At 59.4% G+C, this 13,921-nt stretch carries 11 protein-coding genes and 1 riboswitch; of the genes, 3 read left to right on the top strand and 8 right to left on the bottom strand.

Going from position 1 to position 13,921, the window contains the following annotated elements; genetic code table 11:
• Positions 1-31 precede the first annotated feature (31 nt).
• From polB to araB, 4 genes are all read right to left on the bottom strand, one after another.
• Positions 32-2,389, bottom strand: coding sequence for a DNA polymerase II (gene polB, locus BJ885_RS16990; protein WP_047646620.1), 2,358 nt, complete (start codon positions 2,387-2,389; stop codon positions 32-34).
• Positions 2,390-2,463: 74 nt separating this feature from the next.
• The gene (araD, locus tag BJ885_RS16985) at positions 2,464-3,159 is read right to left on the bottom strand and encodes an L-ribulose-5-phosphate 4-epimerase (RefSeq protein WP_032660728.1); all 696 of its coding nucleotides are present in this window, start codon (positions 3,157-3,159) and stop codon (positions 2,464-2,466) included.
• Positions 3,160-3,245: 86 nt separating this feature from the next.
• On the bottom strand, positions 3,246-4,748 hold the full coding sequence (araA, locus tag BJ885_RS16980) for an L-arabinose isomerase (RefSeq protein ID WP_029740879.1): 1,503 nt from the start codon (positions 4,746-4,748) through the stop codon (positions 3,246-3,248).
• 10 nt (positions 4,749-4,758) lie between these two features.
• Complete coding sequence (gene araB, locus BJ885_RS16975; protein WP_121932481.1) at positions 4,759-6,468, bottom strand: ribulokinase; 1,710 nt, start codon at positions 6,466-6,468, stop codon at positions 4,759-4,761.
• A 337-nt stretch (positions 6,469-6,805) separates the two neighbouring features.
• On the opposite strand from araB, the gene araC reads away from it, so the two are divergent.
• Both araC and BJ885_RS16965 read left to right on the top strand, forming a co-directional pair.
• Entirely contained in the window at positions 6,806-7,651 is an 846-nt protein-coding gene (araC, locus tag BJ885_RS16970) for an arabinose operon transcriptional regulator AraC (RefSeq protein WP_023310373.1), read from the top strand.
• A 128-nt stretch (positions 7,652-7,779) separates the two neighbouring features.
• Positions 7,780-8,547, top strand: coding sequence for a DedA family protein (locus BJ885_RS16965; RefSeq protein WP_032660723.1), 768 nt, complete (start codon positions 7,780-7,782; stop codon positions 8,545-8,547).
• A gap of 43 nt (positions 8,548-8,590) precedes the next feature.
• On the opposite strand, the gene thiQ is transcribed toward BJ885_RS16965, so the two are convergent.
• The 4 genes from thiQ to sgrR form a co-directional block, all read right to left on the bottom strand.
• Entirely contained in the window at positions 8,591-9,292 is a 702-nt protein-coding gene (gene thiQ / locus BJ885_RS16960; RefSeq protein WP_047646625.1) for a thiamine ABC transporter ATP-binding protein ThiQ, read from the bottom strand.
• On the bottom strand, positions 9,276-10,886 hold the full coding sequence (thiP, locus tag BJ885_RS16955; protein ID WP_121932482.1) for a thiamine/thiamine pyrophosphate ABC transporter permease ThiP: 1,611 nt from the start codon (positions 10,884-10,886) through the stop codon (positions 9,276-9,278). Before thiP ends, thiQ begins: the two co-directional genes overlap by 17 nt.
• On the bottom strand, positions 10,862-11,845 hold the full coding sequence (gene thiB, locus BJ885_RS16950; protein WP_121932483.1) for a thiamine ABC transporter substrate binding subunit: 984 nt from the start codon (positions 11,843-11,845) through the stop codon (positions 10,862-10,864). Before thiB ends, thiP begins: the two co-directional genes overlap by 25 nt.
• A 31-nt stretch (positions 11,846-11,876) precedes the next feature.
• A riboswitch (TPP riboswitch) is annotated at positions 11,877-11,977 on the bottom strand.
• A 36-nt stretch (positions 11,978-12,013) separates the two neighbouring features.
• Positions 12,014-13,669 carry an HTH-type transcriptional regulator SgrR gene (sgrR, locus tag BJ885_RS16945; protein WP_121932484.1) on the bottom strand — a complete coding sequence of 552 codons (1,656 nt, stop codon included), beginning with the start codon at positions 13,667-13,669 and terminating at the stop codon, positions 12,014-12,016.
• An 88-nt stretch (positions 13,670-13,757) separates the two neighbouring features.
• Here sgrR and sgrT point away from each other — a divergent pair, with 88 nt between their 5' ends.
• On the top strand, positions 13,758-13,910 hold the full coding sequence (sgrT, locus tag BJ885_RS16940; RefSeq protein ID WP_032665133.1) for a glucose uptake inhibitor SgrT: 153 nt from the start codon (positions 13,758-13,760) through the stop codon (positions 13,908-13,910).
• Positions 13,911-13,921 lie beyond the last annotated feature (11 nt).

Genomic DNA, 13,921 nt, shown 5'->3' with positions numbered 1-13,921 from the left:
TGGTACTGGATGGCAGCCATTTCGTCACGCGTCAAAATAGGCCAAGTTGCCCTGTCACTAGTGTAGCAAAATCATCGTCGATGAAGGGCAAAATTCCGTCGGCAACCGGCTGAAGCTGACGCGTCAGATAGTGTTCGTAATCCAGATGAGAATGCTGATAATCCACGGGTTCCGGGCCGCTAATGGTCCAGACGTATTTAATGGTTCCCCGGTTTTGATACTGCGGCGCGCGGCCACGGCGTACGTTTTCTTCATCCGCCAGACGCGCGGCGCGTACGTGCGGAGGAACGTTACGCTGGTACTCCGCCAGCGGGCGGCGCAGGCGCTTGCGGTACACCAGCTGCGCGTCAAGTTCACCCGCCATCAGGCTGGCTATCGTCTCGCGCACGTAGTCCTGATACGGCTCATTGCGAAACACCCGCAGATAGAGCGTCTGCTGGAACTGCTGCGCCAGCGGCGTCCAGTCGGTACGCACCGTTTCCAGCCCTTTAAAAACCATCCGCTGCGCGTCGCCTTCCTGAATCAGCCCGGCGTAACGCTTCTTGCTGCCCTGATCGGTACCGCGAATGGTCGGCATTAAAAAGCGGGCGAAATGGGTTTCAAATTCCAGCTCCAGCGCGCTGGTTAATCGCTCTTTCTGCAAATGTTCCTGCCACCAGTCGTTCACGAAGGCGACCAGATCGTTGCCGATGCGGGCGGCGTCGTCTTCAGAGTGCGCGCCCTTAAGCCACACAAAGGTGGAGTCGGTGTCGCCGTAGATGACGTCATAGCCCCTGGACTCAATCAGCGCTTTGGTCTGGCGCATAATCTCGTGCCCGCGCATGGTGATCGAGGAGGCCAGACGCGGGTCAAAGAAGCGGCAGGCGCTGGTGCCCAGCACGCCGTAAAAGGCGTTCATGATGATTTTTAGCGCCTGAGAAAGGGGCTTGTTGCCGTGGCGCTTGGCCTCATCGCGGCCGTGCCAGATGTTTCCCACGATTTCAGGCAGACAGTGTTTTTCCCGCGAGAAGCGTGCGCCGAGGAAACCTTCGGTGCTGTGTTCATCATCCGGCTGGGCCATGCCTTCAACCAGCCCGACGGGATCGATCAGGAAGGTGCGGATAATCGACGGGTACAGGCTTTTGTAATCCAGGACCAGAACGGAGTCATACAATCCTGGTCGGGAGTCCATGACATATCCGCCGGGGCTTGCCTGCGGCGGCACGTCTCCGAGGTTAGGGGCGACGTATCCCGCCCGGTGCATCCGCGGAAAATAGAGGTGGCTAAAGGCCGCTACGGAGCCGCCGTGCCTGTCGACCGCCAGGCCGTTCACCGTCGCGCGCTCCAGCAGGAACGGCATAATCTCGGTTTTGTGGAAAATCTGCGTGACCAGCTCGCAGTCTTTCAGGTTATAGGTGGCAAGCGCCGGTTTATCTTCATTAAAGCGCCGGTCGATCTCGTCCATTCTGTCCCAGGGGTTGTCGATGGATTTACCCTCGCCAAGCAGCTCCTGCGCGACCGCTTCCAGGGAGAAAGAGGAGAAGTTCCAGAAGGCGGACTTAAGCGCCTCGATGCCGTCGATAATCAGGCGACCGTTAGCCTGCGCGAAGAAAACGCCGTTCTTAAAACCGTGTTCGCGCCATTCCAGCTCGCTGTTTCCGCGCCCCAGCATCAGCGGGATGCGGTAGCGCTCGGCGTGTTTTTGCAGGACGCGCAGGTCAAACTGCACCACGTTCCAGCCGATCAGAACGTCGGGATCGTAGTCGGCAAACCACTGGTTAAGCTTGTCCAGCAGCTGCGGGCGGCTGTTGACGTACTCAAGCCGGAAATCCAGCGCGGACGCATCGCCATTCGGCGGCCCGAGCATATAGACAACCCGATCGCCGCAGCCTTCCAGACCGATGCAGTACAGTTCGCCGTGGCGGGTGGTTTCGATATCCAGTGAGACCCACTTCAGCGGTGGGCGGTAGTGCGGATTCGGCTTCAGGCGCGCGTTAACGACGCCGCCGTTTTGTTCGATGCCATCAACCCAGACGGGGGCGGTAATGAACCGCTCCATCAGAAAGCGTTCAGGTGGGCGGATATCCGCTTCGTAGAGCGTCACGCCCGCCTCGCGGAGCAGCTTTTCATAGCGCATCAGCTGGCGATGGGCGCGACAGTAGAGGCCGTAAACCGGCTGGCGGTGGAAATCTTTCAGCTCAAGCGGCGTGATGCGCCAGCCGTTTTCGCCGCGCAGCAGCTGCTTCACCTTCTCGACGTGGGCTTCAGGAATAAAGGCCACGGATTCCTGCGGGGGCAGCGTAACGTGCAGCGGACCGCTGTCGGTTGCCAGCCAGAACGCGACCTCGGTGCCCTGAGGGGTATCCCGCCAGTGTCGGGTCAGTAAAAAGCCTTCTTGCGCCTGCGCCACGCCGTTATCCCATAAAATAAAACCAGGCTTGATTATAGCCTGGTTGAATATTTTATGCTGGGTATATATACAGCTTACTGCCCGTAATAGGCCTTCGCGCCGTGCTTGCGCAGGTAATGCTTATCCAGCAGGGTTTGCTGCATATCCGGCAGCTGCGGCGCCAGCTGTCGGCAGAAGATCCCCATATAGGCGACCTCTTCGAGCACGATCGCATTATGTACTGCGTCTTCCGCATTTTTACCCCACGCGAACGGGCCGTGGGAGTGCACCAGCACGCCGGGCATCTGCGCCGCGTCGATCCCCTGTTTTTCGAAGGTTTCGACAATCACGTTGCCCGTTTCCCACTCGTACTCACCGCCGATCTCCGCATCGGTCATCAGACGCGTGCAGGGAATGGTGCCGTAAAAGTAGTCCGCGTGGGTGGTGCCGGTCGCCGGGATGGACTGGCCCGCCTGCGCCCAGATGGTCGCATGACGCGAATGGGTATGCACGATGCCGCCGATGGTCGGGAATGACCGATACAGCAGGCGGTGAGTCGGCGTATCGGAGGACGGTTTTTTCTTACCTTCGACCACTTCGCCGGTCTCGAGGCTGACAACGACCATATCGTCCGCGGTCATCACCGTGTAATCCACGCCGGAAGGCTTAATCACGAACACGCCTTTTTCCCGGTCAACGGCGCTGACGTTGCCCCAGGTCAGGGTGACCAGATTATGTTTCGGCAGCGCCAGGTTGGCTTCGAGCACCTGACGTTTGAGATCGTCTAACATAGTTGTCTCCTGCCGGATGGCGCTTCGCATATCCGGCCTACGGAACCGTAGAACCGGTAAACGCAGCGCCACCGGGCATTCAGGGCTTAGCGTTTTGAACCGTAATAGACTTCGTTCCAGCGCAGCGCGTCTTTGAAGGCGGGCAGGCGGGTATCGTTATCAATCACGGTCAGCTCGATATCGTGCAGCTCGGCGAACTGACGCATGTCGCTCAGATCCAGCGCGTGGCTGAACACCGTGTGGTGCGCGCCGCCGGCCAGAATCCAGGCCTCAGAGGCGGTTGGCAGGTCAGGCTGTGCTTTCCACAGAGCGTTAGCGACCGGCAGTTTCGGCAGGGAGTGCGGCGTTTCAACGGCATCGACGCAGTTCACCAGCAGGCGGAAACGATCGCCGAGGTCGATCAGGCTGGCGTTGATGGCCGGGCCCGTACGGGTGTTGAAGATCAGACGCGCCGGATCGGCTTTGCCGCCGATGCCGAGGTACTGCACGTCGAGGATCGGTTTCTCTTCCACGGCGATCGTCGGGCACACTTCCAGCATGTGCGAGCCGAGCACCAGATCGTTGCCGTTTTCGAAGTGGTAGGTGTAGTCCTCCATGAAGGAGGTGCCGCCCTGCAGACCGGTTGACATCACCTTCATGATGCGAAGCAGAGCGGCAGTTTTCCAGTCGCCTTCGCCCGCAAAGCCGTAGCCCTGCTGCATCAGACGTTGAACCGCCAGACCCGGCAGCTGTTTCAGGCCGTGGAGGTCTTCAAAGGTCGTCGTAAAGGCGTGGAAGCCGCCCTGTTCCAGGAAGCGCTTCATGCCCAGCTCGATGCGCGCCGCGTCCAGCACGTTCTGGCGCTTGTCGCCGTTGATTTGTGCCGCAGGCGTCAGGCGGTAGCTGCTTTCGTACTCGTCCACCAGCGCGCTCACGTCGCCGTCGCTGATTTCATTCACCACCTGCACCAGGTCGCCCACGGCCCAGGTGTTCACGGAGAAGCCGAACTTGATCTGCGCGGCCACTTTATCGCCGTCCGTGACCGCCACTTCACGCATGTTGTCACCGAAACGCACCACTTTCAGATGGCGGGTGTCCTGCTTAGAGACCGCCTGACGCATCCATGAGCCGATACGTTGTTGAGCCTTGCCATCCTGCCAGTGGCCGGTGACCACCGCGTGCTGCTGACGCATACGCGCGCCGATGAAGCCGAACTCGCGGCCGCCGTGCGCGGTCTGGTTCAGGTTCATAAAGTCCATATCGATGCTGTCCCACGGCAGGGAGGCGTTGAACTGGGTATGGAACTGCAGCAGCGGTTTGTTGAGGATAGACAGGCCGTTGATCCACATTTTGGCCGGTGAGAAGGTGTGCAGCCACACCACCAGACCGGCGCATTTATCGTCGTAGTTGGCGTCGCGGCAGATGTGGGTAATTTCGTCCGGCGTTGTGCCCAGCGGTTTCAGCACCAGTTTGCACGGCAGTTTAGCTTCCGCGTTCAGCGCGTTAACCACGTGCTCCGCGTGTTTCGTCACCTGCTGCAGCGCTTCCGGTCCGTACAGATGCTGGCTGCCAATCACAAACCACACTTCATAGTTATTAAAAATGGTCATCATCGTGTCCTTAATGGGTCAGGGTTGCCGTAGTGTCCGCGGTGCTTTTGGCCGGTGCGGCGACAGGGAAATAGTGAAGTTCGGCGCTTTTTGCCCATTGCTGGTAGCGCTGATAAAGCTGTTCAAAGCGTTGTGCCTGCTGGGCACGCGGCTGGAGCGTGTTTTCGACGGCGCTCGCCATATGCTGCTGCGCGGTCGGGATGTCGGCATGGACGCCTGCGGCCACGGCAGCGAAAATCGCCGCGCCCAGCGCGCAGCACTGATCGGAGGCCACAATCTGCAGCGGACGGTTCAGCACGTCGCAGCAGGCCTGCATGATCACCGGGTTTTTACGGGCGATGCCGCCCAGCGCCATCACGTTGTTGACGTCGATGCCCTGTCCGGTGAAGCACTCCATAATGGCGCGGGCACCGAAGGCCGTTGCGGCAATCAGACCGCCGAACAGCGCAGGGGCGTCGGTCGCCAGGTTGAGATCGGTAATCACCCCTTTCAGACGCTGGTTGGCAAACGGCGTGCGGCGGCCGTTAAACCAGTCCAGCACCACCGGGAGGTGATCGAGAGACGGATTTTTTGCCCAGGCTTCGGTGAGTTGCGGCAGAAGCTGTTTTTTGCTGTCGGCTATCTGGGTTTTCAGTTCAGGATACGCCGCCGCCAGCTGGTCCAGCGGCCAGCCGAGCACGCGACCAAACCAGGCGTAGATATCGCCAAACGCGGACTGACCGGCTTCGAGGCCGATAAAGTCCGGCACCACGCTGCCGTCAACCTGGCCGCAGATGCCTTTCACCGCGCGGTCGCCGACGGTGGCTTTATCCGCCGTCAGGATGTCGCAGGTGGAGGTCCCGATGACTTTGACCAGCGTGTTTGGCTGTGCGCCCGCACCCACGGCGCCCATATGGCAGTCAAAGGCGCCGCCGGAGATGGCCACGTTCTGCGGCAGGCCGAGGCGCGTCGCCCACTCTTCGCAGAGGGTGCCGACGGGAATATCGGCGGTGAAGGTGTCGGTAAACAGCGGGTACGTCAGGCTCTTGTTGAGGATCGGGTCGAGCTCATCGAAGAACGTGGCCGGAGGCAGGCCGCCCCAGCTTTCGTGCCACAGGGATTTATGCCCGGCGCTGCAGCGACCGCGGCGGATGTCCTGCGGGCGGGTGGTGCCGGAGAGCAGGGCAGGCACCCAGTCGCACAGCTCAACCCATGACGCCGCAGCCTGTGCGACGGAGGCGTCGGCACGGGTGACGTGGAGGATCTTGGCCCAGAACCATTCGCTGGAATAAATCCCGCCGATGTAGCGCGAGTAGTCTGTTTTGCCCGGCTGGTGGCACAGGCGCGTAATGGCTTCGGCCTCTTCCACGGCAGTGTGGTCTTTCCACAGCACGAACATGGCGTTCGGGTTGTCGGCGAACTCCGGGCGCAGCGCCAGCACGCGGCCTTCGGCATCCACAGGGGCAGGCGTGGAGCCGGTGCTGTCGACGCCAATCCCGACAATCTCAGCCCGCTGGGCGTCGGTCAGTTCGGCCAGGACGGTTTTGATCGCCGCTTCCATCGACTCTATATAGTCACGCGGGTGGTGACGGAACTGGTTGTTAGGCGCATCGCAGTAGCGCCCCTCTTGCCAGCGCGGGTACCACTCAACGCTGGTTGCTATCTCCTGGCCGGACGTACAGTCCACTGCCAGCGCGCGAACCGAATCGCTGCCAAAATCGAGGCCAATCGCAATTGCCATGGTGTTGCTCCATCGAAAAAACAGGTATGGATGAACATTAGAGACTGGGGAAAAAAGTCGTCAGGCAGGATCCGCTAATCTTATGGACTAAATTGCTGTTACAACGGAAAGTGTGACGCCGTGCAAATATTCAATGTGGACATTTCTGCCGCACTTATAGACACTTTTGTTACTGGTTATCTGCCTGCTCTGGCGGAGAAATCAGGGGGAAAGGCTGAAACATGGCGGACGTAAAAGCGGCGTGATGCTTTTTGGATCTTTTCGCGGGCCATTTTTAACCTGCTTTTAATGATATGGACAATTGGTTTCCTTCAGGACCCTTGGGAGAACTGAATCTATGGCCGAAACGCAAAACGATCCCCTGCTGCCGGGATACTCGTTTAACGCGCACCTTGTGGCGGGACTGACCCCTATCGAGGCTGAGGGATATCTCGACTTTTACGTCGACCGACCGCTCGGCATGAAAGGGTATATCCTCAATCTGACCGTGCGGGGGGAAGGGATCATCAAGAACGGTGACCAGCAGTTTGTCTGCCGCCCCGGCGATATACTGCTGTTCCCGCCGGGGGAGATCCACCACTATGGCCGTCATCCCGATGCCAAAGAGTGGTATCACCAGTGGGTCTATTTCCGTCCGCGCGCCTACTGGCAGGAGTGGCTTTCGTGGCCAGCTATTTTTGCGCACACCGGTTTTTATCGCCCGGATGAGGTTCATCTGGCGCAGTTTCGTGAGCTTTTTGCGCAAATTATCGAGGCGGGACAGGCCGGTGGTCGCTACGCTGAACTGCTGGCGATTAACCTGCTTGAACAGCTGCTGCTGCGACGGATGGAGGCGATTAACGAGTCGCTTAATCCCCCGCTGGACAACCGCGTTCGCGACGCCTGCCAGTACATCAGCGACCACCTGGCCGATAGCCAGTTTGATATCGCCAGCGTTGCTCAGCACGTCTGCCTGTCGCCGTCGCGGCTGTCGCATCTGTTCCGGCAGCAGCTGGGCGTCAGCGTATTGAGCTGGCGCGAGGATCAGCGCATCAGCCAGGCGAAGCTGCTGCTCAGCACCACCCGGATGCCGATCGCCACCGTGGGGCGCAACGTGGGCTTTGAGGATCAGCTCTATTTCTCCCGGGTATTTAAAAAATGTACCGGAGCCAGCCCGAGTGAATTCCGCGCGGGATGTGAATAAACGGTAAAAAAAGATAAACAAACAGGTGAATGCAGAAAGCAACCTGTAAACTATTCAGACAATTGTTGCCTTGACGCGGTGCGGGGCGCTAAGCAGAATCGCTGATTCGTTTTCTGACCGGAATAGTTATGCAGGCATTGCTGGAACACTTTATTACCCAGTCCGTTATGTACTCGCTCATCGCCGTGGCGCTGGTGGCGTTTCTGGAATCGCTGGCGCTGGTTGGACTGATCCTGCCCGGCACCGTGATGATGGCAGGGCTTGGGGCGCTGATTGGCAGCGGCGAGGTTAATTTCTGGCAGGCGTGGCTGGCCGGGATTATCGGCTGCCTGCTGGGCGACTGGATCTCCTTCTGGCTGGGCTGGCGCTTTAAGAAGCCGCTGCACCGCTGGTCTTTCATGAAAAAGAACAAAGCCCTGCTGGATAAAACCGAGCATGCGCTGCATCAGCACAGCATGTTCACCATCCTCGTCGGCCGCTTTGTCGGGCCAACGCGTCCGCTGGTGCCGATGGTGGCGGGGATGCTGGATCTGCCCGTCGCGAAATTCGTGGTGCCGAACATTATCGGCTGCGTCTTCTGGCCGCCGTTCTACTTCCTGCCGGGGATCCTCGCGGGTGCTGCGATTGATATTCCTGACGGTATGCAAAGCGGCGAGTTTAAGTGGCTGCTGCTGGGCACGGCTGTGCTGCTGTGGCTGGCGGCATGGCTCTGCTGGCGGCTGTGGCGCAGCGGGAAAGCGAATATCGATCGCCTGACGCGCTATCTTCCGCGTACTCGCCTGCTCTGGCTGGCCCCGCTGACGCTGGGTGTGGCCGTGGTGGCGCTTGTGGCGCTGATTCGCCACCCGCTGATGCCGGTATATGGCGAAATTCTGCTGAAGGTGGTGAGCCGTTAAGGTTTATTCCCTCTCCCCGTGGGAGAGGGCCAGGGTGAGGGCATCAGACCGCACGAATGCCCAACAGCGAAGACGCCCCCGCCTTACCGCTCAGCAGTTCTTCTGTACTTCCATCCCACAAAATACGCCCTTCGGCAATCACCACCGATCGCGGCGCGATGCGAGCGGCATCTTCGATACTGTGCGACACCATCAGCATCGTCAGCTGCTGGCGCTGACAGACATCCTGCACCAGCGCCAGCATCTCCTGGCGCAGTGCGGGATCGAGCGCCGAGAACGGCTCATCCAGCAGCAGGATCGGCTGCTCGCGGACCAGACATCGCGCCAGCGCCACGCGCTGACGCTGACCGCCGGAAAGCTCGCCCGGCAGCCTGTCGATGAACTCGTTGATCCCCATCTGGGCGGCAATGATCTCCAGCTTCTGGCGCTGGGCATCGTTCAGCCTGAGTCCCGGATGCATTCCCAGCGCGATGTTTTGCCGCACCGTCAGGTGGGTAAACAGGTTGTTTTCCTGAAACAGCATGGAGACAGGACGTTTAGCGGGCGGCGTGTGGGTATGGTCTTGATTGTTAATGACGATCGCGCCGCTTGCCGGCTGCAGAAAACCCGCAATCAGATTAAGCAGCGTGCTTTTTCCCGCGCCACTTGGGCCAAGCACGGCGATCGTCTCCCCCTGACGCACGGAGAGCGTGAAGCGCATCGGCAGATGCTGGTAAAGCCAGGTTACATCAGTCAGTTTTAACATCACGCCCCGGAAGTTTTTCGATAACGGTAAATAAGGCAAAGCACAGCAGCAGCAGTAACAGCGCGGTGACCGCGCCGTCCTGACTGCGATAAGAGCCGATCTGCTGATAGAGCCAGTATGGTAGCGTGCGGAAATCGTCATTGCCAAAGAGAGCCACCACGCCAAAATCCCCAATCGACAACACGCAGGCAAACGCCAGCGCCTGCGCCAGCGGGCGTTTTAGCGCGCGGAGTTCGACCACCTTCAGCCGCTGCCAGCCCTGCATGCCCAGCGACTGGCACAGCAAACCGTAGCGGCTGTTGACGTCGCGCATCGGATTTTCCAGCACTTTGAGCGCGTAAGGGACGGCCATTAAGGCGTTGGTAAAAATCACAATGCCATCGGCCCTTTCCGGCAGGCCGACGGTGCTGTTGAACAGTAAAAAGAAGCCCGTCGCCAGCACGATGCCCGGCATCGCCAGAATCAGCATGCCCGTCAGCTCCAGCGCCTGTCCGGCCTTTTGGGCCTGCCGCGCGTAGAGTTCGCGGCTGCTCCACAGCAGCATCATGGTCAGCATGACGCACAGTAACCCAGCCGCCAGCGCGATACGCAGCGAGGTCCAGGTCGCCTGCCAGAGGACGGGCTGTTGCAGGACGGAGATGAGATTGAGGTTCAGTCCGTCAACGATAACGGCCATCAGCGGCGGCAGCAGTAGCAGAAGCGCCAGCGCGATTAGGATAAAATCGGTGACGCGACTGTGCAGGCTGTCCTGTGGATCGCGCCAGCCGGTTATTTGATTGCTGCCAGGGGGAATGGCTTTACTCAGCCGCTGGCTCAACAGCACCAGCACAAGGCAGCACGCCATCTGCACCATCGCCAGCAGCGCGGCGCGACCGGGATCGTAGTCGTAACTCAGCGCCTGGTAAATCGCCAGCTCAATGGTGGTGGCCTGCGGCCCGCCGCCGAGCGACAGCACGGTGGCAAAGCTGGCAAAGCAGAGCATAAAGATTAACGCCGCGACGGGCGGGATCTGGCGGCGCAGCCACGGCCATTCGACAAAGCGGAAGAACGACACGCCGCGCATGCCGAGCTGGGCAGCAATCTGGCGCTGTTCGCCGGGAATATTCTCCAGCGCCTGCAAAAAGAGGCGCGTTGCCATCGGCATATTGAAAAACACGTGCGCCAGCAGAATGCCCTGCAGGCCGTAAGGAGAGAATGACCATTCCAGACCAAGCAGGCCACACAGCGAAGCCAGCCAGCCCTGGCGACCGTAAACGCTCAGAATACCAAATACCGCCACCAGCACGGGCAGGATCAGCGTCATGGCGCACAGGCGCAGCAGTGCCAGCCTGCCGGGAAAACGCCGCCGATACAGGGCGCGCGCAAGAAAAATAGCCGGGAGCACCGACAGCAGGGCTGAAAGAGACGCCTGCCAGAAGGAGAACCGGATAACGTGCCAGAGGTAGCCGTCGTGCCAGAGGGCGAGCAGGTCGCTCTCTGGCGCGTTGAACCACAGTGCAAGAAAAGCCCCCAGGCTGACCACCACCATCACTGTGGCGGCGAGCAGCCCGGGAAGTAACCAGCCGGGAATCAACGGCTGACGGCGCGTTGCCATTCACTTACCCATGCTGCACGCTGCGCGGCGACCTGCTGCGGCGTAAACTCCAGCGAGGTGTTTGGTTTGGTCAACTGCTCGAAACCTGCGGGCAGGGTAACGTTAGTGACCGGATACATCCAATTACCAGCCGGGATGGCATTCTGGAACCCCGGTGAAACCATAAACTTCAGGAACTTCTCGGCCAGCTCCGGCTGTTTGCTGGCGGCGGTACGCGCGGCGACTTCCACCTGCAGATAGTGCCCTTCAGCAAAATTAGCGGCAGCATAGTTATCTTTCTTCTCGGCGATAATGTGGTAGGCCGGAGAGGTGGTATAGCTCAGCACCAGGTCGCTTTCGCCTTTCAGGAACAGGCCATAGGCTTCGCTCCAGCCCTTGGTCACGGTGACGGTTTTGGCGGCCAGCTTCTGCCACGCTTCCTGCGCTTTATCCCCGTAGACTTTTTGCATCCACAGCAGCAGGCCCAGGCCCGGCGTGCTGGTGCGCGGATCTTCATAAATCACGCGCCATTTCTGGTCACTTTCGACCAGCTCTTTCAGGCTCTTCGGCGGGTTTTTCAGCTTATTTTTGTCGTAAACAAAAGCAAAGTAGCCGTAGTCGAACGGCACAAAGGTGTCGTTTTTCCAGCCGCCCGGCACGTTAACGGCATCTGCCGCTACGCCGCTTTTGGCAAACAGTTTGGTTTGCGAGGCGGCTTCCAGCAGGTTGTTATCCAGCCCGAGCACCACGTCGGCCTTACTGTTTTTCCCTTCCATGCGCAGACGGTTGAGCAGCGAAACGCCATCTTCCAGCGCCACGAACTTCAGCTCGCAGTTACAGTCCGCTTCGAAGGCTTTTTTGACCACAGGGCCAGGGCCCCAGTCGGCAGAGAAGGAGTCATAGGTGTAGACCGTCAGGACGGGCTTCGCAAAAGCAGGCAGCGCAAACAGCGCCAGCAGGGGGAGAACTTTTTTTAACACTTTGCACCTCAAAGTTGAGTGGCAAAGGATTTTGAGCGACAGCCTCAAATCCCTTCGCCGGCGTTATCCGGATCAGGTTCGACGGGTATTATCTCAGCGCACATCTGTGATGCAGCACCCCGTTGAGAACGGCGCTATTGTAATGATTTGGTGAATATTACGAAAGCGTTATGGCTCCGGCGGCGCAAACCAGGCGGATTTAAAATCAAACCAGCCCAGGGTATTCATCCGCAGGCCGCGCATGCTGCGCTGGCCCTGGATCATCAGCCAGTGGTGGATCAACGGTACGATCGCCTGCTCGGCCAGCAGCTGCTGGCACCACGCTGCAAGATTCATTTCGCCCGCGCGCCACAGGGCGGCGTCCTGCTGCCAGTCACGGTCGATGCAGTGCTGGATCAGCGGGACTTCATACAAATGCGAGAAAAGGGAAAAATCGAGCGGCAGGGTAAAGTTGGCGCTGTTGAGCCAGATATCACTGGCGATTTCCCCCTGATGCCATTCGTCATAGTCCACTTCCCTGACCTCTAACCTGACCCCCTCGGCTGCCAGCAGCCGGGTCATGATTCTGGCGATAAAACGATGCTCCACGTGCTCGCGGTAGTAGGTCAGGGTGATGGACTCCAGCCCTGCGGGTTTGTCGCAGTGAACCGGGCGGGCGTGGTGCCAGCGCGGCAGCAGGCCGTACGCCGGGAACCAGTATGTCTGGTACTGCTCTTCCGCATGGTAAATCAGATTGGAAGGGGACAAAACGTGGCTAACCCACTTGCGGACGGCCTGATTTGCCCCACGGTGGGTGCGACGGTCAAACAGGAGATAATAGCATCCCTCCTCCAGGCGACTCTCCACGGCTTTTTCTCCCGTGGTGGGGCCTTCCAGCGTCAGCCCGCAGCTCAGGTCTTCATTGAGATCCGGTAATACCCAGACGTTCACTTCGTCGATCAGCGCCCGATAGCCAAAGTAGTCATCGAATGCGCGGATTTTCAGCTGGTTGCTGTTATTGCGGGACACGGAGTAAGGCCCGGTGCCAATCGGCAGGCTGGCAAAGTTGTTCATTGATTCCCACTCGCCGGGCAAAATCATCGACGGCACGTAGCCCAGCAGCCAGGGAAGCCATTTATCCTGCTGCGACAGCTCAATATCCAGGGTCCAGGCCGTGGGCGAGTGGACGCGGGAGATATGCGAGTAGAGCGGGAGCTTGCGGGCACGTTCCAGAGAGGCGATGACGTCGTGCATTTCCAGCTCACGGCCGTGATGAAAGTGGATGCCGGGGCGTAAAAAGAAGCGCCAGTGGCGCGGGGAAAGCTGCTGCCAGTGGTGCGCGATATCCGCTTCCAGTTCCCCGTTTTCCTCATTTATGCGCGTCAGGCCGCTGAAGATTTGCCGGGCCATATGAGTTTCTGAGCGGCGTAAGGCCGTGCCGGGCAACAGATTTTTCATCGGACGGTAGTAGAGCACCCGCAGAATGTGTCGGCCCTGACGAAAGCTGCGCCCGAGATGGGAAACCAGCATCTGGCGCACGGCGGCTTTGTCGCCCACCAGCTGTACCAGCTGATCGATGCGGTCCTGCTCCAGCAGGTCTTCCGCGCGCTGCTGCTGCAGCGCCAGCCCGGTATAGAGGAAAGTCAGCCGCGAGCGTTTGCCGCGTCCCGCCTCCGCTTCCCAGCTTAACCAACCCTGCTGCTGCATGGTGTTGAGCAGCGTGCGCATATGGCGGCGGGAGCAGCTAAGCAGGTCAGCCAGCTCGTTGAGCGTGGTCTCCTGCGATTGCCCCTCGCAGCACTGCCAGAGGCGGATAAACTGTTGTTGCAGACGACCGGAAGGCATAAAAGGGGAACTCCTGACAAAAAACCAGCAATTTATTTATCCCTATATTAGGCCAATAATTCTCCTCGATGAAGCGAGGAGGTAAATTATGAAGAGGTCTACCGCACGTCAGTTTTATCAGCAGTACTTTTCAGCGACAAAGGGATCGTCCTGGCTGGCCCGCCGGTGTGCAGAGCAACGGCTGAAAACGTTAGAAGAATTGATGCAGTGGGACGTTACAGCCCCGACCTCTTCCCGCTAACTCGCCTCGAT

The organism is Enterobacter sp. WP_7_1 (assembly GCF_003688535.1).
Classification (GTDB): domain Bacteria; phylum Pseudomonadota; class Gammaproteobacteria; order Enterobacterales; family Enterobacteriaceae; genus Enterobacter; species Enterobacter asburiae.
The sequence above is the reverse complement of the archived record's forward strand: the minus strand, read 5'-3'. Positions and strand labels throughout refer to the sequence as shown.